The organism is Micromonospora inaquosa, from assembly GCF_003857055.1.
GTDB lineage: Bacteria > Actinomycetota > Actinomycetes > Mycobacteriales > Micromonosporaceae > Micromonospora > Micromonospora inaquosa.
In genome coordinates this window covers 1-23,677 of sequence record NZ_QGSZ01000190.1, presented here as the reverse complement: position 1 = coordinate 23,677, position 23,677 = coordinate 1, and the positions used below count along the sequence as shown (strand labels likewise).

Sequence of the window (23,677 nt, the reverse complement as noted above, 5' to 3'; positions counted from 1 at the left end):
AGAGGGAGGTGGGGCGTCTCGGGGTATGCCCCTGGGCGTACCCGGAATCACTCCGCGCGGCGACGAAAGTGTCGGTGGTGGCGGCTAGATTTCTTGGCATGGAAGAGCACAGCGACCGGCTCGACGTGCAGGTCAGCGTGGGTGACCAACTGGTCCTCATGCGGGTGGCCGGCGAGGTCGACATCGCCACCGTGGCCGCGTTCCGGTCCGCGCTGTGGTCCGCGCCGGCCCGGCCGGTGCTTCAACTGGACATGTCCGAGCTGCGGCTGCTCTCCGCGGCTGGCGTCCGCACGCTGCTCGCCGCGCATCTGCGCGTCCGGGCCTGCGGTGGCGAGTTGGTCCTGGTCGACCCGAGCCCGGTGGTGGCGCGGGTGCTGCGGGTCAGCGGGCTGCACCGCGTCATGACGATTCTGGAGCCGGCCCTGGCGATCGAGGCCGCGCGTCGCCCCGTGGTCGCGACCACCGACCTGCAACTGGCCGCCTGACCCCGGTCGACGAGGTGCGGCCCCTGATCGGGCCGCGGGGCCGCCGGCGTGGGCCGGCGACCCCCGACGTTCGGTCAGCGCACGCCGAGCAGGTCGACGACGAAGATCAGCGTCTCGCCCGGCTTGATGACGCCGGCGGCGCCCCGGTCGCCGTACCCCAGGTGCGGCGGGATGGTCAGCCGGCGGCGACCGCCGACCCGCATGCCGGCGACGCCCTGGTCCCAGCCGGCGATGACCTGACCGCCGCCGAGCGGGAAGTCGAACGCCTCGCCCCGGTTCCAGGACGAGTCGAACTCGCCGCCGGTCGAGTGCGACACGCCGACGTAGTGCACGCTGACCAGTTGGCCCGGCTCGGCCTGCGGGCCGTCGCCCACGGTGATGTCCTCGATCACGAGGTCGGCCGGCGGTGCACCCTCGATCGGACCAACCTCCGGCTTACCCGATCGGGCGCCTGCTGCCTGGTTCATGCGGGGATCTCCTGCCGTGTTGGGTGATGTGTCCGGTCACCGTCGATCCTGCCGGATCACCCCGCACCGATGTGCGGCGGACCCGCCACCTGCCCCGTAATCCATCCGCCGATCGGGCGTCGCCGACCCCGGTGGCGCTGCGGATTCACCGGTGGTGGGTCACCACGACGCGGCGGGCGTCACCGGTGTTGGTGACGCCCGCCGAGGGGTGTTGCGGTGGTTCACCGGAGCCAGGGCATCCGCCGGACGATCGGCAGTGCCGCCCACACCCGGCCGAGGCCCACTGTGTCGCCGACGTTGACCAGAGCCAGGACCGCCAGCACCGCGGCGTAGATCAGGTGGTCGTCCATGAAGGGGTTGTTCTCCGGAGGCAGCACTGCGGTCCACATCAGGACCAGCAGCAGCCCACCGGCCACTGCGGCGACCCGCATCCCGATGCCGAGCAGTAGGGCGACACCGATCCCGGCCAGGCCGACCATGAAGAGCCAGTCCGCCCAGGCGGCACCGGCGATCCCGGTGTAGAGATCCTTGAACGGCCCCGCCACGCCGAAGGTCAGGAAGCCCTTGGTGGGGCTGCCCCCGTTGATCCAGGCGTTCTTCTGCTCGGTGGCCATCCCGAAGCCGAACATCTTGTCGACGAAGGCCCAGAGGAAGATCCAGCCGAGCGCCAGCCGGGTGCCGGCCAGGAGGTACCGAACGGCCCGGTCGTGAACGGTGCCGGCCTTCGGAGCGGTGTTCTCGGTGGTGACCCGCTCGATCGTCGCGGTCATGGTCTCCACGTCCCTTCTCAGCTTCGCACCGCGCTTCCCGGTGGCATCTCCAGTGGACGCCCATCGCGCAGTCGGCGGCAGGGCCGACAGACCGCAACGGCCCGGGACGTTCGACCCCCTCGGGTCCGGTCCGGCGACCCTGACGACCGTCCGCACCCGTTCGTAGCGTCCGAGATGGACCACGAGAGGGAGGCCGAGATGGGCAGGTGGATGACGTGATGACCCGGGAGGTCAAGACCGTGGTGGTGTTCGGGCGGTCCGTCGCGACTTCGTCGGACCGCCCGCTGCCGGGGCGGGCGTTGACCTAGGCTCGGAACGGGCCGGCCGGCCTGGTAGCGGGCGGTGGTCGATGCGGAGGGCGTCGGTGGCTGAGGCGACGGTCGCGGTCCCGCTGTGGGCCTGGGCGGTGGTCGGCGCGGTGATCGGGCGATGCTCGCCGTGGATGTGCTCCTGCACCGGGACAACCACGTCATCGAGCTTCGCGAGGCGCTGCTGTGGAGCGCCGTCTGGATCGGCGCGGGTCTGCTGTTCGGGTTGGTCGTCTGGTGGGGCCTCGGCGGTGACCCGGCCATCGCGTACTTCTCCGGCTACCTGCTGGAGAAGGCGCTCTCGGTGGACAACGTGTTCGTCTTCGCGCTGCTCTTCGGCTACTTTCAGGTGCCGCCGGGCTACCAGCACAAGGTGCTGTTCTGGGGCGTCGTGGGCGCGCTGGTCTTCCGGCTGCTGTTCATCTTCGCCGGTGCCGAGCTGCTGGACCGGCTCACCTGGGCCGGATTCGTGCTGGGCGCGTTCCTGATCTGGACCGGCTGGCGGCTGGCCGTACGCGGAAAGCCCGACGTCGACCCGGAACGCAACGTCGTGGTCCGGCTGTTCCGGCGGGTGGTGCCCACCGACGCCCGCTACCACGGCGGCCGGTTCACCGCCCGGGTGGCCGATCGGCGGGTGGCGACGCTGCTGCTGGTGGCGCTCGTCGCCATCGAGGCCACCGACGTGGTCTTCGCCATCGACTCGGTGGCGGCGATCCTCGCCATCACCACCAACACCTTCCTGGTCTGGACGGCCACCGCGTTCGCCGTCCTGGGGCTGCGCAGCCTCTACTTCTGCCTCGCCGGCCTCCTGCGACACTTCGGCTACCTGCGGTACGGGCTCGCGCTGCTGCTGGCCTTCGCCGGGCTGAAGCTGATTCTCGCCGAGACTCCGGTGGGCAAGCTGCCGGTCTGGTTGACCCTCGCCGTGGTGGTGCTGACCCTGGCGGTCTCCATCGGCGCCAGCACCGTGGCCGCCCGGCGCCCCACCGACCGCTGAGCCGCCGGCACCGATCATGCCGCTCGGGTCGGCGGCCGGGTCACTGACGGCCGGGCTCGATGCGGGCGGTCACGTCGAGGTGCGCGGGCTGGCACTGGGTCGTCGCCGCGAATCGGCGGACCGCGGCGTGCACGTGTTCGCGTACGCCAGCGGGTGGCGCGTCCGCGGTGAGGTCCACCTGGATCCACACGTCGGGGTGCGGTGGCGCGCCGGTGAGCACCACCCGGGCCCGGCGTACCCCGGGGTTGCCGGTCAGGTCGCGGACCAGCGCGTCGGTGAGAATGTCGGCGGCCACCCGGGTCCGGCCCGGCCGGCGTCCGGGCTGGCTCAGAGTGCCGCGCAGCGTGCCACCCGGGCCCCGCAGCTCCCGGGCCAGCAGGTGCTGCCCGGCCAGTGCGAACAGCGCCCCGGCGACGGCTGCGGCCAGGGTGCTCCACGGCGCGGTCATCCGCCACCGGTCGATCAGGTCGGCGCTGAGCAGCAGCGACGCCGGGTCGACGCCGGGCAGCGTGCCGAGGCTGGCCGCCAGCGCCGCCGCGCCGCCCGCCACCAGCAGCAGCGCGATGATGGTCCACAGCAGTCGGTGCCCGGCGTTGGTCACGCCGGCCTCCGTCGAGGCAGCAGCCGGACGTCGACCCGGGAAGGGTGGGGCGCGGTGAGCCTGTGCAATTCCTTGTGCACGGCGAACTCGATCTCCGCCCGGGCCGCCGGGTCGCCGCTCGCGCGGACCCGGGGACGCCACTGGCCGTCGTGCCGGCGGAGCCGGGCGCGGGCACGGCGGACGCCCGGCACCGCGCTGGCGGCGTCGGCGAGCCGGCGTTCCACACAACGCCGGTGCAGGTACCAGCCGTCGCGTTCGTCGGCGCGCAGGCGGACCGGCGTCCAGCGGCGCAGCTGGGCGGCGAGGAGGGCCAGGCCCAGCAGGAGCGCCCCACCGGCCACGGTTCGCACGGCGGGGTCGTGCCACCGGGTGCCGCTCACCGCGTCGAACCAGCCGCTGGTGTCCAGCGGCGTCGGGCGGTGCAGGGTGAGCAGCACCGCCTGGACGGCTGTCACCGCGCCGCCGACGAGCAGCGCGGTGCCCAGCAGCAGTGACGCGACCCGGTTGGCGGTGCGCATCTCAGCCGTCCTCCGGTGCGGCGGCGCCGGCTGCGGAGGAGTCGACGCCGGGGACGAGCAGGTCGTCCACGGTGACGGTCACCACCGCCACGGTGAGCCCGGTCTGGGCGGCCACCCGGTCGGCGACCACCGTTCGGACCGTTTCGGCGATCGTCGGCACGCTGTGCCCGTACCAGGTGATCAGGTGCAGGTCGAGTCCGACGGACCGGTCGTCCAGGCGGACCGCCGCCGGGCGGACGACGGACACGCCCGGCACGAGGCTGGCCGCCTGCGCCGCGATCCGCGCGACGTCCGCCGGGTCGTCCGGGCGGCGCTCCGGACCGGTCGTCCCGGCGGCCAGTCCGGTGCCGGTGTCCGACCCCGTGGACGGCCGGGTGGTCATCGGCGTCGCCGAGCGTCGGCGCGGCGGTCGCCGAGACCGGTCACCGCGAGGTCGCCGTCGAGGACCCGGACGACCAGCCAGCCGAGTAGGCCGGCGAGCACGGCGAGGGCGGCCACGCCGGTGCCGGCGAGCGCCCAGACCGCCACGGCGAGGAACCCGGCGAGGAAGCCGAACTGCTGTCGCGACATGCTCACCTCCGGGCCGGTCCGGTACCGGCGGTCGCTGGATACACCCGGCGGCCATCCCTGGAACGTCGGCACTGCTGTGATCCCGGTCACATCAGAAGTCGGTGGCCCATGATCGACCACCTAGACTCGGCCCGGCTCGACCGACCGGCGGATGGATCAGGCAGATGACGAGCATCGGCAGCGACGACCGCGGCTGGCTGCGGGCGATGCCCGCCGAGGCGGGGCACGACGCCCTGCTCAGCCGCGCCGACCATTGGGTCCTGCCGGCCCGCCGGCTCAGTGATCTGGTCCAGGGCCGCCCAGCCGGTGTCACCGGCAGCCAGTGGACCTCGGCGAGCCGGGCCAGCTTCGACTTCGTGGTCTACGCCGCCGACACCGGCCGTCCGGTCGTCGCCGTGGAGATCGGCCCGGTGCCGTCCGCCGCCTCGGCGGAGCAGCGCGTGGAGCGACTCAAGGACGCGGTGAGCGCCGCCGCCGGCCTGCCCGTGCTGCGGATCGGCTCGCCGACGCTGCGGGCCGTCGAGCACGGCCGCCGCCTGGTCGAGTACGTGATCGACGCGCGCGTCTACGCCGCGGGCGGGACCGCAGCCGGATCCGAACCGGCGCCGGTGGGCTTCCGGGACATCCTGGGCCGACTGCCGGACGGGCGTACCGGACCGGTCAACGACCTCGGCGCGCTGACCCGCGCGGCGGCGGTCGAGGCGTACGTGGCCGGGCAGGTGGCCGACCCGATCGTGCGAGGGCTGCACGTCCGCTGGGTGGACGGGCCGGCGCAGGGGTGGAATTGGGTGCAGGTACGCCCCGACGCGTGCCTCATCGAACAGGTCTCGGTGACCGAACACCGTTTCTCCTGCGGTATCGACGCGGCGCGGCTGGCCGAGGATCTCGCCGCCGTCGCCGTGGGGGAGCGACTGCGGGAGAACGCGGTCGCGGACCTGCTGCCGCGCGCCGAGTGGACCGCGCAGATCGTCGCGCTGAGCGAGCGCCGCCACGAACTGGTCGGCGGGTTCGCCTTCGACCATCTCTGCGCCGACTGACCAGCGCCCGTTTCGCCTGCTGATCCCCGCTCCGCGCCGGCTCCGTGCCGGGTCGCGGCAATTTCCTGTGCGTCAGTTGAACCTTCCCGGCCGGGGCCCCGTACTCCTGCGCGAATGAACAGGATCTCCCCATCCGCGTCCACCGGGCGCGGGAGACGGTGCGGAAAGGGCATCGTCGGCCATCGACGCATTACCGGGTAGGTCACGGTGGGTCCCTGCCGCGGCCGTGCCACCTCACATCCGTCGGTCCGCCGAGGGCAGAAATTTACTACCGGATCGAGAAGGAGAGCAATTCGATGCGCAGGTCCACTCGGGCGCGCCGGCCTTCCGGCAACGCGCGGAGCAAGCGTCTGCTGGCAGTTGTCGGCACGCTCGCGGTCTTCGGCGGAGTTGTCGCCGTGACTCAGATTTCGTCGGCCCAGGACCGGCGGACAAATAAGCCACGTCCGGCTGCGGGGCAGTGCGTGGAGCCGAGCCCGGGCGCGACCGCGCCGACCGGCGCCGGTTCGACCACTCGGACCTGGCAGAACGGTCGATGGGTACGTAATCACTGGGGTGACGGACAGCAGTCGGTCCCCGAGTGCGAGGACGGCAAGGACGGCACGGTGGGCACCGGTACTGCCATCGCCTGCCCGGATGTGGCGGCCAAACTGCCGCAGGTGCCGAACCGGGCGCGGGCCGAGGTGGACCGCAACCTCGCCCAGTTGCAGACCCAGATCGCCGAGGCGGACCGTCGGCTGGCCGCCGAGGGCAACAAGGGTGAGGCATTCATCCGCAGTGCGATCCTCCAGCCGTTGGCCGGCAAGCGGCGCGCCGTGCTGGACCGGATCACCACCGCCATCGACCGGGTCGGACCCCGGCCGCAGGGCCTCGCCCAGCTCGCCGAGTGCCAGGTGCAGCCCACCGGCAACACGGGTGGCAACAACGGCGGTGGCAGCACGCCCACCACCCCCGGTGGCGGCAACAATGGCGGTGGGAACAACGGCGGCGGCGCCGAGCCCGGCGCCGGGCTCGGCGTGCTCGCCAACGACTGCGACGAGAGCCGGCTCCAGCCGCACGACGGTTTCCAGACCGGCAACCGCTGCGTGAGCACCGAGTTCGGTGAGGTCGGCGCGGCGGCCAACAACCCGTCGCTGCTGATCACCCAGTTCCCCGAGCAGGTTGCCCAGAACCAGCCCTTCACCCTGCGGGTCAGCACCCGCAACCTGATCCGGGACCGCTTCCTGGCCGCCGGTCAGGGTGGCTACTACGTGGAGAGCTCGCTGCTCAACGACCAGGGCCTGGTCCGCGGTCACTTCCACACCGCCTGCCGGATGTTGGACAGCCTGACCGCTCCGCCGGAGCCGCAGGAGGTGCCGGCGTTCTTCGTCGCGACCGAGGACGGCCGCGGTGGCGCTCAGCCCGACGAGGTGACGATCCAGGTTCCGGGCCTGGCGGAGTCGGGTACCGCCCAGTGCTCCGTCTGGGCCGGTGACGGCTCGCACCGCCTGCCGATGATGGAGCGGGCCAACCAGACCCCCGCCTTCGATTCGGTGCGCATCGACGTCAACTGAGCTGACGTATCAACGGCGGCCGGCCACCCCGGGTGGCCGGCCGCCGCGTCGCTTCGGGCGCCCGGACACACGACGGGGCCCCGCCGTTTCCGGCGGGGCCCCGTCGTCGAGTCGTGTCAGCGGCTCTTGTACGCCTCGACGACCTCAACCGGGATCCGGCCACGCTCGGAAATCTTGTAGCCGTTCTTGACGGCCCATTCCCGGATGGCCCGGTTCTGCTCCCGATCCATTCCCGCGCCGACGGGTCGCCCGGGCCGGCGGACTGAACGGGCGCTCTCCACCGGACCGCGCCCGATCCGCCGACCCGCATTGATGTACGGATCGAGCGCCTTGCGCAGGACCCCGGCATTCTCGTCGGAGACATCGATCGTGTAGGCCACGCCGTCGAGACTGAACTCAACTGTCCGGTCGGCCTTCCCACCGTCGAGGTCGTCGGTCAGGACCGTGATTACTTTTCTCGCCATTGCCGATTACTCCCTGTGTGCGGCGGGATGTGTCCAAAGTCTGACCTATCACCCCGGTAATCCGCAACAATATGCCTTCCATTCATTCGGCGCGTCGCGATTCCGTTACCGAGCAAAACCGTGAATCGGCCCGATGTCGGGGCTTCATTCCCCGAGGATGCCGCTGTGACCGGCGACGGCGGCCGCCTCGGCCCGGTTCGAGACGCGCAACTTGCGCAGCAGCGCGGCGGTCATGCGTTTCACAGTCCGTTCGGAGACGTGCAGTTCTTCGGCGATGTCGATGGTGCTGCGGCCGACGGCGATGGCCCGCAGCAGCCGCCGTTCCTCGCCGTCGAGGTCGACGGGCGGGCAGCGCGTGGGCCGGAGCATGGCGCGAAGCAGTTCGGCCGGCAGCACCGCCCAGCCGTCGAGGATGGCCAGCAGCGGGGGCAGCAACTCCTCCGGTTCACTGGTCTTGGGCAGGAATCCCTCGGCACCGGCCCGCAGCGCCTCCACCGCCGACGCGGGGGCGGCGGAGCCGGACATCGCGACCACCCGTACCCGTGGGGTGGTCCGACGGATCGCTGCCACCGCGCGGATGCCGCCCGGCGGAGGCATGTGCAGGTCGACCAGGGCCAGGTCGGGGCGGCAGCTGTTGACCAGCGCCGCCGCGGCGGCGGCGTCACCGGTCGAGGCGACCACCTCGGCGCGGCCGTTGCTGGTGATCGGGAGCAGCAACTCCAGGCCGCGGACGAAAAGGGGGTGATCGTCCACGACTACGAGTCGCAAGGTGGTGCTTCCCGGCATGTCTGGGCCGTTCCCCAGCGGGTACCGATCATGCGGGTTCGCACCGAACGAGAGGAGTCGGGTGGATGCGCGTACGGCACGGTTTGCGGGACCTGCTGCGAGGGTTGCACCCCATCGAGTCGACGCCCGGCGAGAGGCGACCGACGGAGGCTGATTCGGAGTTGCTGCTGCGGGTGTTGTGCCACGAGTTTCGAACGCCCGTCAGCACCCTGACCTCGCTGACCCGCGCGCTGGCCGACGAGCGTCGGGAGCTGACCAGTGACGACCGGCGGGCGATCAGCGAGTTGGCCCGCGACCAGGCCGCCCACCTGCAGAGTCTGCTGCGCGACGCGACCGCCAGCACCGGTGCGCTGACGTTGACCTCGCAGCCGGAGCCGGTCGTCGCGCTGGCGGGCATCCTGCGGGAGGCCGCCGCGTTGGTGCCGGCCGGCCGTCGGCGGGCACGGGCCACCCGACGGGCGGCCTCCTGCCCGGTGCCGGCCGGACGAACTCGACAGGTGCTGGTCAACCTGGTGCAGAACGCGTTGCGGCACGGTCCGCCGAACGGGCAGGTCGGGCTATACGCCACAGTGCGCGGCACCGGCGTGAGCATCCTGGTCACCGACGAGGGCCGGGTCGACGATGCGCTGCTGGTCGCGCTGCGGCGTCCGGCGCCGGCCGTCGGGATGTCCGGTCTGGGCCTGTGGATCGCCCGGCAGCTCGTCGCGACGGACGGGGGAGCGCTGCGGGCGCACCGGCTGCGCCCCCGTGGAGTGGCCCTGGAGGTGCTGCTGCCGTTGGTTCGTCCGCCGCGCTGACCCGGGCGGGACACCGGTTGGCCCGCTCGGGTCAGCGCAGCGGGAACGGCCTCGCTACCTATTTCTGGTACCGAGGAGGTTGGATGTTCAGCCACGTCAAGGATCTGCAGTTCGAGGCCAAACCAGACGGCCCGGACGCGGCGTTCGCCCGCCGCTTGCAGGAGGTGTTGGGCGGCAAGTGGGGCGAGATGACAGTCGCCAACCAGTATCTCTTCCAGGGTTGGAACTGCCGGCTGCCCGGCAAGTACAAGGACCTGTTGCTCGACGTCGGCACCGAGGAGATGGGCCACGTCGAGATGATCGTCACCATGATCACCCGGCTGTTGGACAACGCGCCGCTGTCGCTGACCGAGGGGATCGCGGAGGATCCCGGAGGCGCCGCGACCTACGCCGGCGAGAACCCGGCGCACTTCATCCACGGCGGTGGTGGCGCCCTGCCCGCCGACTCGAACGGGGTGCCGTGGAGCGGCGCGTTCGTCACCGCCAGCGGCAATCTGCTGGCCGACTTCCAGCTCAATGTCACCGCCGAGGCGCAGGGGCGGCTCCAGGTCGCCCGGTTGTTCCACATGACCGACGACCCGGGTGTCAAGCAGATGCTGCGCTTTTTGCTGGCCCGCGACACGATGCACCAGAACATGTGGCTGGCGGCGATCGAGCAGCTCAAGGAGGACGGGTTGGAGGAGATGCCGGTGCCGGAGGCGTTTCCGGACTCGGGCGAGTTCACCGAGGAGTACGGCTACACCTACCTGGGTTTCTCCTCGGGCACCGACGCCGCCCAGGGACGCTGGGCGTCCGGGCCGTCGCCCGACGGCAAGGGCGAGTTCCGGTACGACGACAACCCGCGGGCGAACGCGCCGGAACCGGTGCTGCCCCCGGGTGACCCCCGCCTGTACGGCACCAATCCGGGGGTGGCCGGTTCGGTCGTGAACACGGTGAAGAGCAAGCTCAGCTGAGGTGCCTCGTCGGGTCGCCCGCCGGTCCCGGGCGACCCGACGGATCACGTGAAGGAGTGGTCTGGGTCACAGGCCGGAACAAGGGGAACGCTTTGTTACTTGAGTGAGACACGCTCAACTCAACGCGATAGCAGGTGTTCGATGGCAACTCTTCCGGTACTTCCCCTGACCGACGCCGTGCTGCTGCCCGGCATGGTCATCCCGGTGACCCTCGACCCCACCACCCAGGCCGCGATCGACGCGGCGCGGGCGACCGGCGACCGACAGCTGCTGGCCGTGCCGCGCATCGACGGCGAGTACGGGCCGGTCGGCGTGGTCGCCACCATCGAAAAGGTCGGCCGACTGCCCGAGGGTGAGCCCGCCGCCGTCATCCGTGGCCTGTCCCGGGCCCGGATCGGCTCCGGCGTGCCCGGCCCCGGCGCCGCCCTCTGGGTCGAGGCGACCGAACTCGACGAACCCGCCTACGCCGGTCGGGCCCGGGAACTCGCCCGCGAGTACCGCGCCCTGGTGACCTCCGTGCTGCAGCAGCGGGGCGCCTGGCAGGTCATCGACGCGGTGGAGCGGATGACCGACCTCTCCGAGCTGGCCGACTCGGCCGGCTACGCGCCCTGGCTGACGCTGGAGCAGAAGAACGAACTGCTCGCCGCGCCGGACGTCACCGCCCGGCTGGAGCTGCTGGTCGGCTGGGTAAAGGACTACCTCGCCGAGCAGGAGGTCACCGAGCAGATCAACAGTGACGTCCGCGAAGGGCTGGAGAAGTCCCAGCGCGAGTTCCTGCTGCGTCAGCAGCTGGCCGCGATCCGCAAGGAGCTGGGCGAGGACGAGCCGGACGGCTCCGCCGACTACCGGTCCCGGGTCGAGTCCGCCGAGCTGCCCGAGAAGGTACGCGAGGCGGCCATGCGCGAGGTCGGCAAGCTGGAGCGGGCCAGTGACGCCTCCCCGGAGGCGGGCTGGATCCGTACCTGGCTGGACACCGTGCTCGAGATGCCGTGGGGCACGCGTACCGAGGACAACACCGACCTGGCCGCGGCCCGGGCGGTTCTCGACGCCGACCACGCCGGTCTGGCCGACGTGAAGGACCGCATCCTGGAGTACCTGGCGGTGCGCAACCGGCGTGCCGAGCGCAACCTCGGCGTGGTCGGCGGTCGCGGCTCCGGCGCGGTACTCGCCCTCGCCGGCCCTCCCGGGGTGGGTAAGACCAGCCTCGGCGAGTCAGTGGCGCGGGCGCTCGGGCGCAATTTCGTCCGGGTCTCGCTCGGCGGCGTCCGCGACGAGGCGGAGATCCGCGGGCACCGGCGCACCTACGTGGGTGCGCTGCCCGGTCGGATCGTCCGCGCGCTGCGCGAGGCCGGTTCGATGAACCCGGTCGTGCTCCTCGACGAGGTGGACAAGCTGGCCGCCGGCTACGCCGGTGACCCGGCCGCCGCCTTGCTGGAGGTGCTCGACCCGGCGCAGAACCACACCTTCCGGGACCACTACCTGGAGGTCGACCTCGACCTGTCCGACGTGCTCTTCCTGGCCACCGCCAACGTGGTGGAGTCCATCCCCGGCCCGCTGCTGGACCGGATGGAGCTGGTCATGCTCGACGGCTACACCGAGGACGAGAAGGTCGCCATCGCCCGGGACCACCTGCTGCCCCGGCAGCGGGAGCGGGCCGGGCTGACCGCCGACGAGGTGGAGATCGCCGACGAGGCGTTGGCGCTGATCGCGGGGGAGTACACCCGGGAGGCCGGCGTCCGGCAACTCGAACGTGGCCTGGCCAAGATCCTGCGCAAGGTGGCGGTGACACTGGCGACCGACCCGTCGCCGGTACGCGTCGACACCGACAACCTGGCCACCTACCTGGGTCGACCGAAGTTCACCCCGGAGTCGGCCGAGCGCACGGCGGTGCCCGGCGTGGCGACCGGCCTGGCCGTCACCGGCGCCGGTGGAGACGTGCTCTTCATCGAGGCGACCAGCATGGAGGGCGAGCCGGGGCTGACCCTGACCGGTCAGCTCGGTGACGTGATGAAGGAGTCCGCGCACATCGCGCTGTCCTACCTGCGCTCCAACGGGCGGCGGTTCGGCATCGACCCGAACGTGCTGGCCGGACGCCGGATCCACGTCCACTTCCCGGCGGGCGCGGTGCCCAAGGACGGCCCGAGCGCCGGCATCACCATGGTCACGGCCCTGGCGTCGCTGGTCACCGGCCGGCCGGTCCGCCCCGAGTTCGGGATGACCGGCGAGGTGACGCTCTCCGGGCGGGTGCTGCCGATCGGCGGGGTGAAGCAGAAGCTGCTCGCCGCGCACCGGGCTGGCCTCACCGAGGTGATCATCCCGGCCCGCAACGAGCCCGACCTGGACGACCTGCCGACCGAGGTGCGCGAGGCGCTGACCGTGCACACCCTGGCCGACGTGGCCGACGTGCTCGCCCTGGCGCTGCGCCCGGCCGACGTGAAGACGCTGGACGGTCCGGCGCTCTTCACGGTCTGAGGCTCCGACCACAAGGACCCCCGCCGTCTTCCGACGGCGGGGGTCCTTTGGTACGCGGACAGAGGTCTACTGTCTCGCTTGAACCCTCAACTACCTCTTCGCCGTGAGGCGTCCCCTCGGAGGAACCCCCGTGAACGTGGTGCTCTGGATCATCCAGATCCTGCTCGCTGTCGTCTTCGCCGGCGCCGGCTTCGCCAAGCTGACCCAGCCCAAGGACAAGTTGCGCGAGCTGATGCGGTGGGTGGACCCGGTCCCGCCGACCCAGGTCAAGGCGCTCGGCGCCGCCGAGGTGGTGGGCGCCATCGGGCTGGTGCTGCCCCCACTCACCGGTATCGCCACAGTGCTCACCCCACTAGCCGCCGTCGGGCTGGTCATCGTCATGATCGGCGGCATATTGGTGCACCTGCGCGACCTGAAGAAGCAGGACACGCAGGACGGCCGTCAGAAGGAGATCCAGGGCGTGATCACCTGCGCGGTGCTGCTCGTCCTCGCCGCCGTGGTGGCGTGGGGCCGGTTCGGGCCGTACGCCTTCTGAACCTCATCGCCGGCGACCGTCGTACCCCGGCGGTCGCCGGCAGCGTGCTCAGCGCTCGTCGCCGCCACGGTCGCGGCGCACGGTGGCCTTGCGGCCCTTGATCGTGCTGGAGCGCAACCCGGAGATCACCTCGTCGGCCACCCCCTGCGGCACCTCCACCAGTGAGAACCGGTCGGCGATCTCGATCGAGCCGATGTCTCGGCCGCGGATGCCGGTCTCCCCGGTGATCGCGCCGACCAGATCCTGCGGACGTACCCCGGCGCGTCGGCCCAGACCCACGAAGACCTGGACGGTGTTGCCACCGCCGGAGCGTGGCCGGCCCCCGCCCCGCCGGTCGCCGCCCCGGCCGCCGCTCTCCGGTCGACCCTCGCGCGGTCCGCGGACCGGCACCTGCGGGATCTCCACCTCGTCGTCGGAGCCCGGCGACGTCACCTCGTGAGCCAGCTTCACCGCGGCGAGGGCGACCTCCATCAGGTCGAACTCGTCGGTCAGCGTCTCCACGATCACCCGGAACGGGTCGAGGTCGTCCTCCAACAGGCTCTCGCGCAGGGCCGCCTGGGTCAGCTCCAGCCGCCGGGTCCGCATGTCGGCCACAGTGGGGATCTTGTCGATGGTGATCCGTTGGCCGGTCACCCGCTCGATGGTCTTGAGCATCCGATGCTCACGCGGCTCGGCGAGGGTGATCGCCACGCCCTCGCGGCCAGCCCGACCCACCCGACCGATCCGGTGCACGTACGACTCGGGCGCCGACGGCACGTCGTAGTTGACCACGTGGGTGAGCTGCTCGACATCCAGCCCACGGGCCGCCACGTCGGTGGCCACCAACAGGTCGGCGGTGCCCGCCCGCAGCCGGCCCATGACCCGGTCGCGCTGTTCCTGGCTCATGCCACCGTGCAGCGCCTCGGAGCGGTAGCCCCGACCGTTCATCGTTTCGGTCAACCGGTCGACCTCTTCGCGGCTGCGGCAGAACACGATCGCCGCGGTCGGGGACTCCACGTCCAACACCCGGCCCAGCGCGGCCGGCTTGTGCGCCCGGGTCACGATGTACGCGCTCTGCCGCACCCGGGGCGCCTCACCCGCGACGGGCTGCTCCCGGCCGATCTCGATCCGGACCGGCTCGCGCAGGTGCTGGCGGGCCATCCCGTCGATGCGCGACGGCATGGTGGCCGAGAAGAGCACCGTCTGGCGCTGCGCCGGGGCGTGCTCCAGGATCGCCTCGATGTCCTCGGCGAAGCCCATGTCGAGCATCTCGTCGGCCTCGTCGAGCACCACCGTGGCCAGCCCGCCGAGGCGCAGGGTGCCCCGGGCGATGTGGTCGAGGGCCCGCCCCGGGGTGGCCACCACCACGTCCACCCCGCTGTCCAGTGCCCGCAGCTGCCGCCCGATCGGCTGCCCGCCGTAGATCGGCAGCACCCGCGCGCCGAGGTCCTTGCCGTAGCGGTGGAACGCCTCGGAGACCTGCACCGCCAGCTCCCGGGTCGGCACCAGCACCAGCGCCACCGGGTCGCCGCCCTGGCGGTGCGCCGCCATGAGGTTCAGTAGGGGCAGCGCGAACGCGGCCGTCTTGCCGGTGCCGGTGGCCGCCTGACCCAGCAGGTCCCGACCCTCCAGCAGCGGTGGGATAGCCTCCCGTTGGATGGGGGTCGGCTCCTCGTAGCCGAGGGCGGCGAGCGCGCCCAGCAGTTCGGTGCGCAGCCCGAGCTCGGTGAAGGCGCTCACCTCTTCGGTGCCGTCTGGGGTGGCGTCAATCGGTGCGTCAATCGGTGCGTCGTGCTGTGCAGGTGCGGAACTCATGCGTCAAGCTTTTCATCACGCCGTCCGGGCCGTTGCGGCGACCGCCACAAGAGCTGTCCGCGAGCCCGTGCTGTGCCCGTTCCACGACCCCGGCGGCGGCCTCGATCAGGCGTCGGTGGTCAGGATGGCCAGCACCATCACCGCGGCCAGGGCCACGTCGAGCACCACGCAGAACTCGCCGTAGCCGCGCGGCACCACCCGGCGGTTGCGGTGGTGCGCCAGGTCCCAGCCCGCGTGCGCCAACCACCCGAACGCCACCAGCCAGTCGGCGGTCCGCCCGCCGGCCTTCACCGCGACCAGCGTCAGGGCGGCCCAGCCGGCCAGACCGGCGAGTTGGGTGGCGAGCACGCCCCGCCCGCCCAGCGTGCGGCGGGCCACGCCGATCAGCAGGTAGCCGCCGGGCAGCACCAGCATCGTCCACGGGCTGAGCACGCTCGGGTCGACCCACATCTCCACGGTCATCAGCAGCGCCAAACCGACCGGCCAGCGGTGGCCGAACGCCACCACGACCGGGTGTCGACGTATCGGCGCCGACGTCTCGTGTCGGTGCCGGACCGCCACCAGCACCATCGCGGGGATCATCAGCAGGTGACCGCCGAGCACCATGGCGTCGGCGTCGATCAGGCCGGCCCGAAACGGCACGAGCAGCAGCAGGAACGGGACGTACATCGCGGCGGCCATCTCGCCGACCGCCAGCCAGCGGTGCGCCCGGTAGCGCATCACCACCGTCATCCCGACCGTCATGTTCGTGGCCATCACCAGGGCGGCGACCTCCGGCCGGGCCAACGTGTCGCCGACGCCCAGCGCGGTGCCGGCCAGCTCCCACAACGGCCCGAGCAGCAGCATCCCGGCGACCATCGCCAGGGCCATCTCGCCCAGGTGCCACAGCAGCCGCCGTCTGCCGCTGGTCGGTGCCGCGGCGGTCGATGCCGCGGCGGTCGGTGTCGGGGCCGCGGGGGCCGGCTCGTCGGTGGGCACTGGCGCGGGCGACGGTACGGCGGTGAGGCTGTCCGCGTACATCCGGGTGTTTTCCATGCCTCGACAGTGCCGGTGGCCCCGGTGCGGCCGGCAGACCCGTTTGTCACGGGAAAACCGTGCGGGCCGCACGGTCCAACCGTGACGGTTCGCAGTGGTGGACCGTGCCAGGGACGGTCCTAGGATCGGTGCGTGTCGAGCGAGGCGGTGACTCCCCGGGCGGACCACCGGCTGCGTCGCGCCCGGGCCGCGACGCTGGTGTCGCTGGCCACCGGCGTCTGGGCGAGCGTCCTGCTACCGGCGGTCGGCCTGACCCGCGAGCCCGACCCGGGCCGGGTGACACTCGGCGCGGTCGGCATCCTCGCCTTCGTGATCGCCCAGACCGTCGTGCTGTACGCGGCCGTGACGCCGTGGCTCGAGCCGCGCTGGCGGCGTCGGGCCGAGCTGAGCCTGGTCGGGGTGGCGGTGCTGACCGTTCCGCTGGTGGGTCCGGTGGCGGCCGGCAGGTGGCCGACCTGGGCCTGGCTCGGTGCGGCGCTGATCGGCATGACGCCGCTGCTGGTGCGGTGGCGGGCCGGGCTGGCGGTCGCGGTCGGTGTCCTGGCGGTGGCGGTCGCGGTGGCCTGGTGGACCGGCGGTTCCGTTCCGCGCCACCTCGCCGTGACCGGTGGGATCGGCGCGGCAGTGGCCGCCGTCAACGGGTTCCAGGTCTGGTTCTGGGACCTGCTCGTGGAGGCCCGGCAGGGCCAGGCCGCGCAGGCTCGGTTGGCCGCCGCCGAGGAGCGGTTGCGCTTTGCCCGCGACGTGCACGACGTGCTGGGGCACCGGCTCACGGTGATCGCGTTGAAGGCCGAACTCGCCGCCCGACTCGCCCCGGTCGACCCGGAACGGGCCGGGCGGGAGGCCGCCGAGGTGCAACGGTTGGCCGCCTCCGCGCTGAGCGAGGTGCGCGAGACAGTGCACGGCTACCGGGCCGTCGACCTCGACGAACAGCTCACCGCGGTGGTGGGGGTGCTGCGCTCCTGCGGGGTGCGGTGCACCGTCCTGCCGCCACCGGCGGACCTGCCGCAACCCGCCGCCATCGAACTGGCGGCGGTGCTGCGCGAGGCGAGCACCAACGTGCTGCGGCACAGTCGGGCCGACTGGTGCCGGATCCGCATCGACTGGGAGGATGACGTGGCCAGGATGACGGTGGCCAACGACGGCGCCGACGACAGCGGCCCGGACGCCCACAGCCACGGCCTGCGGGGGCTGGCCGACCGACTCGCCGCTGCCGGGGGAGAGTTGCGGGTACGCCGGGAGGACGCGATTTTCACCCTCGAAGCCACAGTGCCGGCGCCGTCGTGATCCGCGTCCTGCTCGCCGACGACGAGGACCTGATCCGGGTCGCCGTCGCCGCGCTGCTCGACCTGGAACCGGACATCGAGGTGGTGGCACACGCCGCTGACGGGAAGGCAGCCGTCACCGCGGCGCTGGCGCACCGCCCGGACGTGGCAGTGGTGGACCTGGAAATGCCCGGCTTGGACGGCATCGCGGTAGCCGCCGAGCTGACCCGGGTCCGACCCGACTGCGCGGTGGTCGTGCTGACCGGCCACGGTCGTCCCGGGCACCTGCGGCAGGCGTTGACCGCCGGCGCCCGGGGGTTCCTGCCCAAGGGCTCGCCGGGAGGGGCGCTCGCCGACGTGATCCGGCGGGTGCACGCCGGAGGTCGCTACGTCGATCCTTCGTTGGCCGCCGACGCGTTGTCCCTGCCCCCGTGCCCGCTGACCCCTCGGGAACTGGAGACGCTACGGCTGGTGGAGGTGGGTGCCCCGGTCGCGGTGATCGCCCGTCGGGTGCACCTGTCCACCGGAACCGTGCGCAACCACCTCTCCGCCGCCGTGCAGAAGCTCGGTGCCGCCGACCGGGCGGAGGCTGTGCGCACCGCCCGGGACAACGGCTGGCTCTGACCGTCGACGCGCCTCGCGGACGACCCGAAGCGTGAGTGGACGGACGCTGATCAATAGAGGCAGTCGAGTCCTCGCCTCCCAACCGACTGCGAAGATGGGCAAATGCCCAGGAAAGTCGCGGCGGGTCCGGTCGACCCGGTGCGGTCCAGTGCCGTCGAGCTGTTCTTCGACCTCGTCTTCATCTTCACCCTCGGCCGGCTGTCGGCGACCCTGGTCGAGGAGCCCAGCCTGCTCGCCGACGCGCAGGCCGTGATCTTCCTGCTCGCCTTCTGGTGGATCTGGTACAACACCAACCTGGCCACCGACAGCCTCGACTGCGAACGGCCCACGGTGCAGATTCTGATCATCTGCGTGATGCTCGGCAGTCTGCTGATGTCCATCAACGTTCCGGACGCCTTCGGTGACCAGGCCTTCGTCTTCGTGAGCGCGTACCTCGGCATTCACCTCGGCCGTACCCTGATCATGGCCGTCTACCTGCGCGGCACCCCGGCCTGGCGTCGGCCGGTCCGGGGACTCGCCTGGTATCTGCTGTCCGGGACGGTCTGGTTCGCCGGAGTGGCGGCCAGCGGCGACGACGCCCGGGTCCTGCTGTGGGCGTTTGCGCTGGCGATCGACTACTCGGGGCCGGTCCTGGGGTGGCCGGTTCCGGGGCTCGGCCGGGCGCGGGCCAACGAGTGGCACCTCTCGGGCGAACACCTCAACGAGCGGTACCGGCAGTTCATCATCCTGGCCCTCGGCGAGACGATTCTGGCCACCGCCAACTTCTACCGGCTCTCGGCGCGGGACCTGGCGGACACCACCGCGTTCCTGCTCACCTTCTGGACGGTGGTCTTCCTCTGGTGGACCTACTTCTACCGCACCACGAGCAGCCTCGCCGTGAAGATCGACACCGCGGCGGACCCGTACCGGCTGAACCTGCGGGCGAGCTACACCCACCTGGTGATGGTGGGGGGCATCCTGCTCACCGGCATCGGCGGCGAGTTGATGCTCAAGGAGCCCGGCGGGCAGCGGTCGGCCGGCAACGTCGTGGCGATCCTGATCGGGCCGCTGACCTTCCTCGTCGGGCGGATGCTCTTCGAGATCTGGGTGTTTGGCCGCCTGACGAGGCACTGCCTCGCGGCCGTGGTGGCGTGCCTCGTCCTGAGCCCGGTGGCGGCGCGACTCCCACCGCTGGCGGTGGGCCTGCTGGGCGCGGCCGCCATCACCGTCGTCGCCATCTTCGACCTGACCCATCGGGCCCGGATCGCGGGTGAGGTCAACCCGGTGTCGGGCGAGGACGGCCCACGCCGGTACCCGGCGTGACGGAGCGGCACGGTGCCGATCCGAGGAGGGTGGCGTGGACCGTCCGGCTAGCGTGGGCGCGTGCGTACGGTGGAACTGGTCTGCTCGCCCGGTGTGGAGGTCGCGGTCCGGGCGGTCTGGGGCCGGCTGGCGGCCGCCGGGCTGCCCAGCCTGGCCCGCAACATCCACCCGACCAACCGGCCGCACCTCACCCTCGCCGCCGTCGACGAGTTCCCGCCGGGGGTCGAGCACCGCCTGGCCGAGCTGTTCGACACCATGCTGCCCGTGCCGGTGGCCCTCGACCGGGTCGTCGTTCTCGACGGCAGCGCCCCACTGGTCTGGCTCGTCCGACCCAGCCCGGCGCTGACCGCGCTGCACGCCGCCGTCTGGGATGTTCTCGCCGACGCCGACGGGCAGCGTCCGTGGCACGCGCCCGGCGCATGGGTCCCGCACCTGAGCCTGGCCCTGCGGTTCCGCAACGCGGACCTGCGGTTGGCCCGCGCCGTCGCCGGTGGACAGCGCCCGACGGGGACTTTCGACGCTGCTCGCAGCTACGACGGCACGGACCGGTCGGTGACCTCGTTGACCGGTCGCGGCTGAGGTCGTCGCGCGTCGTCCGGAACCTCAGTTGCTACCGCCCCCGCCGTCGCCCCCGCCGCTGAACTCGCCGCCACCTGCACCGCCGGCATAGCCGTGGCGGCCGTCGTTGAAGGGCAGGTCGCCGCGAATGCCGGCCGGTTTGGGTCGCTTGCCCGGCCCGGCGAGGTGTTGCAGGCAGACCCGGCCGGAAACCGGGAAGCATTCACCACGACCTCCGCAGTCGGCCAGGTAGCGGTTGCCATCCTGGACGCGGAGCTCGTGGTCCACTCGGAACAGCAGCGGAAGGCCGGTCGGGCCACAACCCTCGTCCCGGCGGCCGTAGCTCAGCGTGGCGAGCAGGAGGGGCCCGCGATTGGCGGCGGTCGGGTCACCGCTTGTCGCGGAGCTTGGTTGGTGATGCGGAGAGCGCCCGAACGCGGCGTCGCAGAAGGTGGCGTAGTCCTGCGCGTGCAGAGTCAGCGCGTGCCACAGATCGGCCACGGCCACCGATGGCATCGACAGCTTCGCGCGGGGCTGACGGGCGATGATCCGGAACCACTGCCGGGTCGCGGTTTCGACGAGAACGATGTCGTCATCGCTGAAATGGGGATACAGATTTCGTAGATGTTGGCGCCCGCTGGCAGGAAACCGCAGGTCGGACACGGCGCGGAGTCGGCGAGGGGTGCGGTCGCTTCTGAACTTCGTCCAGATCATCCGGTTACTTCTATCCGCCCGGCGGTGCGGGCGCTAAGGCCCCGACTTGCCGGAATGGCGTCGCGGCCCCTTCAGAGTAAGGCAGTGGGCAAGCAGGCCGGCCTGCCGTTTTCCTAGACTGGGGCGATGAGTGTTGGCACCGACGGTCGGGGGATGGCCGAGCTGGCGGCACTGCTGGCCGACAGCACCCGGGCCGGGATGTGCGTGGCGCTGCTCGACGGGCGGGCGTGGACCGCCGGTGAGCTGGCCCGGCGCGCCGGGGTCGCCGCGTCGACGGCCAGCGACCACCTCACCCGACTGGTCCGTGGCGGGCTGCTCGTCGAGGAACGGCAGGGCCGGCACCGCTACCTGCGTCTGGCCGGGCCGTCGGTGGCCCAGCTGATCGAGGACCTGGCCGGGCACGCCCCGGCCACCCCCACACCGACCGGGTCGCTGCGCGCGGTCACCGCCACCGCCTCCCTGGCGTACGCCCGGACGTGTTACGACCACCTCGCCGGGCGGCTGGGAGTGCTGATGTACGACGCGCTGCTCAGCGAGGGCCGGCTCGACCGGTCCAGCGGGTTGGCGCTGACGCCCGACGGGTGGACCTGGGCGGCCGGGTTGGGCGTACCCGTGGACGTGCTGCGCGCCGCCCGTCGCCCGGTGGTCCGCGACTGCCTGGACTGGACCGAACGCCGCCCGCACCTGGCCGGGGCGCTCGGCGCGGCGCTCTGCCGTCGTTTCATCGACCTGGGCTGGATCAGCCGGGGCACCGGCCGCGCCGTCCGTCTCACGCCCACCGGCAGCCGTGACCTGGCCGCGGCCCTGGCCATCCCCGACCACACCCTCGACCCGCCGGTAGCCTCGCCGTCGACGAGCGGCCGCGCCTGACGGGCGACCCGCAGGTGACCGCGGCTCGATCGTTCGGTGCGGGGCGAAAGGTTCGCGCCCTACGGTCGGGCGGTGACAGACAACTGGCCCGTTATCGCGCCTGCCCCGGGAACACCCGCGTGTGGACCGCCCTCGTTCGAACCGGAGCGCGGCTGGACGGTGACCCGCCACGCTGACCTCCGCACCGCGCTGACCGACCCGGCGTTCCAGGTGCCGCCCGTCCACAGCGGCCCGTTCGGCACCCTCGCCTGGCTGCGCGCCACGGTCAGCCGGTTCAGTCCACCGCGACAGCACGCTGATCGTCGGGCGGTCGCGGTGACGGCGCTGGCCCCGCTGGACCCGGACGAGCTGCGACACGACGCGGCGCGGCTGACCGTGGCCGTTCTCGTCGACCGGGCCGGCGACCGGGTCGACGTGGTCCGGGAACTGGCCCGGCCGGTGCCGCTGCGGGCGTTGGCCGATCGCCTCGGTTTCGCGGATCCGGCAGCCGCCGGGACGGCGGTCGCGGTCGTCGCGGCGGCGTACCACCCGGGGGTGGATCCGGCGTTGACCGCGCGGGCCGACCGGGCGGTGGCGGCGTTGCTGGAGCTCGCACCGGAGGGCCCGCCGGTGGTACGGGCGAACCTGATCGGTCTGCTGGTCCAGGCGTGCGACGCGACCGCCGGCCTGATCGGCGCCGCAGCCCACCACCTGCTGCCCCCGGCCGGCCCGGATATGCCGGCCACGGCAGGGACGGTCGACCTGCTGGCCGAGGTGCTGCGCCTCGACCCGCCGGTGCGGGCCACCCGACGGGTCACCGTCGACGCGGTCGGGCTGGGCGGGCAGGATCTGCCGGCGGGTAGCCCGGTCCTGCTGCGTTTCGACGCGGCCAACCGTGACCCGCAGGCGTTCATCGACCCCGCGAGGTTCCAGCCCGGTCGGCCCGGTGCCGGGCTGTTGACCTTCGGGACGGGGGAGCGCGGCTGCCCCGGCGACCGGCACGCCCTGGCGCTGGCCACCGGGGTGCTCGACGTGCTGCGGGAACGCTGCCGGCGTCACCCGACCCTGTTGCGGCACGAGCCGCACCCGACCCTGCGTGTACCGACACATCTGGAGGTGAGCGTCCGATGATCGACCGTCGTGCCGCGTTCCACGCCCTGCACCGCCCCGGCCGCCCGCTGCTGCTGCCCAACGCGTGGGACAACGCCTCGGCGGCGGCGCTCGCCGCGCGTGGGTACCCGGCCATCGGCACCACCAGCCTCGGTGTCGCCGCGACCACCGGCCTTCCCGACGGCACGGCGGCCACCGCGGGGGAGACCCTCGCCCTGGCCCGCCGGCTGGCCGGGTTGCCGGTGCTGCTCAGCGTGGACGTGGAGGGCGGGTTCAGTGACGACCCGGCGGAGGTCGCCGCGTACGTGGCGGAGTTGGCCGGGCTCGGCGTGGTCGGGATCAACCTGGAGGACGGCCGCCCGGACGGCACGCTGGCCGACCCCGAGTGCGTCGCCGACAAAATCGCGGCGGTGAAGGCGGCGGTGCCGGACCTGTTCGTCAACGCGCGCACCGACACGTGGTGGCTCGCGGTGGCCGACCCGCTGCCGCAGGCCCTCGCCCGCGCTCACGCCTACCGGGCGGCCGGCGCGGACGGGATCTTCGTGCCGGGCACCGTCGACGACGCGACGCTGCGAGTGCTCACCGAGCGGCTCGACGCGCCCGTGAACGCGCTGCACTCGCCCGGCGGGCCAGGGCTGGCCGAGTTGGGCAGGGCCGGGGTGGCCCGGGTCAGCACCGGCTCGCTGCTGTTCCGGGCCGCGCTGGGCGCCGCGCTCGACGCCGCCGACGCCATCCGCGTCGGCGGGCCCACCGCGTCGGCGGGGCTGCCGTCGTACGCCGAGGTGCAAGCGCTGGTGCCGACTGACGGCGACTGACGGCGACTGACGGCGACTGACGATGGCGGCCGGCGCCCCGACGGTGTCCGCCGGCTGCCCCCGGCCCGCGCGGCGGCGGCCCGGTCACCCGGCGCCGGTGGGCGAGGTGGAGGTCGGCGCCTTTGGAGCTGAATCGTTGACGACATCACAGGCGGCTCTCCCGCGCAACCAGTCCGCGCCGCTCACGAAGCCGGTCGTCGGCTGCCTGGTCCCGTGACCCCCGCCCACCCTGTTGATCAAGAGGTTTGCGTCATCCGGAGCCGCTCCGGTGACGCAAACCTCTTGATCACTTCAGGTG

General features: G+C 72.4%; 25 protein-coding genes and 1 pseudogene. 15 read left to right on the top strand and 11 right to left on the bottom strand.

Features of this window, described 5'->3' with window-relative positions; genetic code table 11:
• Positions 1–98: 98 nt before the first annotated feature.
• Positions 99–485, top strand: a complete 387-nt coding sequence (locus DLJ59_RS12165) for an STAS domain-containing protein (protein ID WP_124772614.1) — start codon at positions 99–101, stop codon at positions 483–485.
• Between the two features lie 74 nt (positions 486–559).
• Here the strand turns inward: DLJ59_RS12165 and DLJ59_RS12160 are convergent, their stop codons facing one another.
• Positions 560–952 (bottom strand): FKBP-type peptidyl-prolyl cis-trans isomerase, encoded by a 393-nt coding sequence (locus DLJ59_RS12160; RefSeq protein ID WP_124772613.1) that lies wholly within the window; start codon positions 950–952, stop codon positions 560–562.
• 221 nt (positions 953–1,173) lie between these two features.
• Positions 1,174–1,731 carry a hypothetical protein gene (locus tag DLJ59_RS12155; protein WP_244235980.1) on the bottom strand — a complete coding sequence of 186 codons (558 nt, stop codon included), beginning with the start codon at positions 1,729–1,731 and terminating at the stop codon, positions 1,174–1,176.
• A gap of 340 nt (positions 1,732–2,071) precedes the next feature.
• On the opposite strand from DLJ59_RS12155, the pseudogene DLJ59_RS12150 reads away from it, so the two are divergent.
• A pseudogene (locus DLJ59_RS12150) lies at positions 2,072–3,027 on the top strand (TerC/Alx family metal homeostasis membrane protein).
• A 40-nt stretch (positions 3,028–3,067) separates the two neighbouring features.
• On the opposite strand, the gene DLJ59_RS12145 reads toward DLJ59_RS12150, so the two are convergent.
• From DLJ59_RS12145 to DLJ59_RS12130, 4 genes are read right to left on the bottom strand one after another with little or no spacing between them, the layout of a single operon-like run.
• Complete coding sequence (locus DLJ59_RS12145) at positions 3,068–3,628, bottom strand: hypothetical protein (RefSeq protein ID WP_124772611.1); 561 nt, start codon at positions 3,626–3,628, stop codon at positions 3,068–3,070.
• Complete coding sequence (locus DLJ59_RS12140) at positions 3,625–4,146, bottom strand: DUF6286 domain-containing protein (RefSeq protein ID WP_124772610.1); 522 nt, start codon at positions 4,144–4,146, stop codon at positions 3,625–3,627. The genes DLJ59_RS12145 and DLJ59_RS12140 overlap by 4 nt, the downstream gene beginning before the upstream one ends.
• Before the next feature lies 1 nt (position 4,147).
• Complete coding sequence (locus DLJ59_RS12135; protein ID WP_124772609.1) at positions 4,148–4,528, bottom strand: Asp23/Gls24 family envelope stress response protein; 381 nt, start codon at positions 4,526–4,528, stop codon at positions 4,148–4,150.
• Positions 4,525–4,716, bottom strand: coding sequence for a hypothetical protein (locus DLJ59_RS12130; protein WP_124772608.1), 192 nt, complete (start codon positions 4,714–4,716; stop codon positions 4,525–4,527). Before DLJ59_RS12130 ends, DLJ59_RS12135 begins: the two co-directional genes overlap by 4 nt.
• Before the next feature lie 164 nt (positions 4,717–4,880).
• Between DLJ59_RS12130 and DLJ59_RS12125 the strand changes: the two genes are divergently transcribed.
• Both DLJ59_RS12125 and DLJ59_RS12120 read left to right on the top strand, forming a co-directional pair.
• The gene (locus tag DLJ59_RS12125) at positions 4,881–5,753 is read left to right on the top strand and encodes a DUF2726 domain-containing protein (RefSeq protein ID WP_124772607.1); all 873 of its coding nucleotides are present in this window, start codon (positions 4,881–4,883) and stop codon (positions 5,751–5,753) included.
• 605 nt (positions 5,754–6,358) lie between these two features.
• The gene (locus DLJ59_RS12120) at positions 6,359–7,306 is read left to right on the top strand and encodes a hypothetical protein (RefSeq protein ID WP_341869584.1); all 948 of its coding nucleotides are present in this window, start codon (positions 6,359–6,361) and stop codon (positions 7,304–7,306) included.
• Between the two features lie 116 nt (positions 7,307–7,422).
• Here the strand turns inward: DLJ59_RS12120 and DLJ59_RS12115 are convergent, their stop codons facing one another.
• On the bottom strand, positions 7,423–7,770 hold the full coding sequence (locus tag DLJ59_RS12115) for a histone-like nucleoid-structuring protein Lsr2 (protein ID WP_124772605.1): 348 nt from the start codon (positions 7,768–7,770) through the stop codon (positions 7,423–7,425).
• 144 nt (positions 7,771–7,914) lie between these two features.
• Complete coding sequence (locus DLJ59_RS12110) at positions 7,915–8,523, bottom strand: response regulator (RefSeq protein ID WP_244235979.1); 609 nt, start codon at positions 8,521–8,523, stop codon at positions 7,915–7,917.
• Positions 8,524–8,621: 98 nt separating this feature from the next.
• Here DLJ59_RS12110 and DLJ59_RS12105 point away from each other — a divergent pair, with 98 nt between their 5' ends.
• From DLJ59_RS12105 to DLJ59_RS12090, 4 genes are all read left to right on the top strand, one after another.
• Positions 8,622–9,353 (top strand): sensor histidine kinase, encoded by a 732-nt coding sequence (locus tag DLJ59_RS12105; protein WP_124772603.1) that lies wholly within the window; start codon positions 8,622–8,624, stop codon positions 9,351–9,353.
• Positions 9,354–9,436: 83 nt separating this feature from the next.
• The gene (locus tag DLJ59_RS12100; RefSeq protein ID WP_124772602.1) at positions 9,437–10,306 is read left to right on the top strand and encodes a manganese catalase; all 870 of its coding nucleotides are present in this window, start codon (positions 9,437–9,439) and stop codon (positions 10,304–10,306) included.
• A gap of 141 nt (positions 10,307–10,447) precedes the next feature.
• Complete coding sequence (gene lon, locus DLJ59_RS12095) at positions 10,448–12,778, top strand: endopeptidase La (protein ID WP_124772601.1); 2,331 nt, start codon at positions 10,448–10,450, stop codon at positions 12,776–12,778.
• Between the two features lie 130 nt (positions 12,779–12,908).
• The gene (locus DLJ59_RS12090; RefSeq protein ID WP_124772600.1) at positions 12,909–13,313 is read left to right on the top strand and encodes a DoxX family protein; all 405 of its coding nucleotides are present in this window, start codon (positions 12,909–12,911) and stop codon (positions 13,311–13,313) included.
• A gap of 48 nt (positions 13,314–13,361) precedes the next feature.
• Here DLJ59_RS12090 and DLJ59_RS12085 read toward each other — a convergent pair whose 3' ends face one another.
• Both DLJ59_RS12085 and DLJ59_RS12080 read right to left on the bottom strand, forming a co-directional pair.
• Positions 13,362–15,107, bottom strand: coding sequence for a DEAD/DEAH box helicase (locus DLJ59_RS12085; RefSeq protein ID WP_244235978.1), 1,746 nt, complete (start codon positions 15,105–15,107; stop codon positions 13,362–13,364).
• A 105-nt stretch (positions 15,108–15,212) separates the two neighbouring features.
• Positions 15,213–16,142 (bottom strand): hypothetical protein, encoded by a 930-nt coding sequence (locus tag DLJ59_RS12080; protein ID WP_208648652.1) that lies wholly within the window; start codon positions 16,140–16,142, stop codon positions 15,213–15,215.
• A 132-nt stretch (positions 16,143–16,274) separates the two neighbouring features.
• Between DLJ59_RS12080 and DLJ59_RS12075 the strand changes: the two genes are divergently transcribed.
• The 4 genes from DLJ59_RS12075 (at position 16,275) to DLJ59_RS12060 (ending at position 19,912) form a co-directional block, all read left to right on the top strand.
• Positions 16,275–17,429 (top strand): sensor histidine kinase, encoded by a 1,155-nt coding sequence (locus tag DLJ59_RS12075; protein WP_124772599.1) that lies wholly within the window; start codon positions 16,275–16,277, stop codon positions 17,427–17,429.
• The gene (locus DLJ59_RS12070) at positions 17,426–18,031 is read left to right on the top strand and encodes a response regulator transcription factor (protein ID WP_124772598.1); all 606 of its coding nucleotides are present in this window, start codon (positions 17,426–17,428) and stop codon (positions 18,029–18,031) included. The genes DLJ59_RS12075 and DLJ59_RS12070 overlap by 4 nt, the downstream gene beginning before the upstream one ends.
• Before the next feature lie 102 nt (positions 18,032–18,133).
• Complete coding sequence (locus tag DLJ59_RS12065; RefSeq protein ID WP_124772597.1) at positions 18,134–19,333, top strand: low temperature requirement protein A; 1,200 nt, start codon at positions 18,134–18,136, stop codon at positions 19,331–19,333.
• A 60-nt stretch (positions 19,334–19,393) separates the two neighbouring features.
• Positions 19,394–19,912: a 2'-5' RNA ligase family protein gene (locus tag DLJ59_RS12060; protein ID WP_124772596.1), complete on the top strand. Its 519-nt coding sequence runs from the start codon at positions 19,394–19,396 to the stop codon at positions 19,910–19,912.
• Positions 19,913–19,936: 24 nt separating this feature from the next.
• Here the strand turns inward: DLJ59_RS12060 and DLJ59_RS12055 are convergent, their stop codons facing one another.
• On the bottom strand, positions 19,937–20,605 hold the full coding sequence (locus DLJ59_RS12055; protein WP_124772595.1) for a glycine-rich domain-containing protein: 669 nt from the start codon (positions 20,603–20,605) through the stop codon (positions 19,937–19,939).
• A gap of 126 nt (positions 20,606–20,731) precedes the next feature.
• Here DLJ59_RS12055 and DLJ59_RS12050 point away from each other — a divergent pair, with 126 nt between their 5' ends.
• The 3 genes from DLJ59_RS12050 to DLJ59_RS12040 all read left to right on the top strand — a co-directional run bounded on the left by DLJ59_RS12050 (position 20,732) and on the right by DLJ59_RS12040 (position 23,379).
• Positions 20,732–21,475 carry an ArsR/SmtB family transcription factor gene (locus tag DLJ59_RS12050; protein ID WP_124772594.1) on the top strand — a complete coding sequence of 248 codons (744 nt, stop codon included), beginning with the start codon at positions 20,732–20,734 and terminating at the stop codon, positions 21,473–21,475.
• 159 nt (positions 21,476–21,634) lie between these two features.
• Positions 21,635–22,585: a cytochrome P450 gene (locus DLJ59_RS12045; RefSeq protein WP_244235977.1), complete on the top strand. Its 951-nt coding sequence runs from the start codon at positions 21,635–21,637 to the stop codon at positions 22,583–22,585.
• Positions 22,582–23,379, top strand: a complete 798-nt coding sequence (locus DLJ59_RS12040) for an isocitrate lyase/PEP mutase family protein (RefSeq protein ID WP_124772592.1) — start codon at positions 22,582–22,584, stop codon at positions 23,377–23,379. Before DLJ59_RS12045 ends, DLJ59_RS12040 begins: the two co-directional genes overlap by 4 nt.
• The last annotated feature ends 298 nt before the right edge of the window (positions 23,380–23,677 follow it).

Excerpts from the sequence above, each read along its gene's own strand:
- DLJ59_RS12165 (WP_124772614.1), top strand. The coding sequence starts at position 99 with ATGGAAGAGCACAGCGACCGGCTCGACGTGCAGGTCAGCGTGGGTGAC.
- DLJ59_RS12160 (WP_124772613.1), bottom strand. The coding sequence starts at position 952 with ATGAACCAGGCAGCAGGCGCCCGATCGGGTAAGCCGGAGGTTGGTCCG.
- DLJ59_RS12140 (WP_124772610.1), bottom strand. The coding sequence starts at position 4,146 with ATGCGCACCGCCAACCGGGTCGCGTCACTGCTGCTGGGCACCGCGCTG.
- DLJ59_RS12135 (WP_124772609.1), bottom strand. The coding sequence starts at position 4,528 with ATGACCACCCGGCCGTCCACGGGGTCGGACACCGGCACCGGACTGGCC.
- DLJ59_RS12130 (WP_124772608.1), bottom strand. The coding sequence starts at position 4,716 with ATGTCGCGACAGCAGTTCGGCTTCCTCGCCGGGTTCCTCGCCGTGGCG.
- DLJ59_RS12125 (WP_124772607.1), top strand. The coding sequence starts at position 4,881 with ATGACGAGCATCGGCAGCGACGACCGCGGCTGGCTGCGGGCGATGCCC.
- DLJ59_RS12115 (WP_124772605.1), bottom strand. The coding sequence starts at position 7,770 with ATGGCGAGAAAAGTAATCACGGTCCTGACCGACGACCTCGACGGTGGG.
- DLJ59_RS12105 (WP_124772603.1), top strand. The coding sequence starts at position 8,622 with ATGCGCGTACGGCACGGTTTGCGGGACCTGCTGCGAGGGTTGCACCCC.
- DLJ59_RS12100 (WP_124772602.1), top strand. The coding sequence starts at position 9,437 with ATGTTCAGCCACGTCAAGGATCTGCAGTTCGAGGCCAAACCAGACGGC.
- lon (WP_124772601.1), top strand. The coding sequence starts at position 10,448 with ATGGCAACTCTTCCGGTACTTCCCCTGACCGACGCCGTGCTGCTGCCC.
- DLJ59_RS12085 (WP_244235978.1), bottom strand. The coding sequence starts at position 15,107 with ATGAGTTCCGCACCTGCACAGCACGACGCACCGATTGACGCACCGATT.
- DLJ59_RS12080 (WP_208648652.1), bottom strand. The coding sequence starts at position 16,142 with ATGGAAAACACCCGGATGTACGCGGACAGCCTCACCGCCGTACCGTCG.
- DLJ59_RS12065 (WP_124772597.1), top strand. The coding sequence starts at position 18,134 with ATGCCCAGGAAAGTCGCGGCGGGTCCGGTCGACCCGGTGCGGTCCAGT.
- DLJ59_RS12055 (WP_124772595.1), bottom strand. The coding sequence starts at position 20,605 with ATGATCTGGACGAAGTTCAGAAGCGACCGCACCCCTCGCCGACTCCGC.
- DLJ59_RS12050 (WP_124772594.1), top strand. The coding sequence starts at position 20,732 with ATGAGTGTTGGCACCGACGGTCGGGGGATGGCCGAGCTGGCGGCACTG.
- DLJ59_RS12040 (WP_124772592.1), top strand. The coding sequence starts at position 22,582 with ATGATCGACCGTCGTGCCGCGTTCCACGCCCTGCACCGCCCCGGCCGC.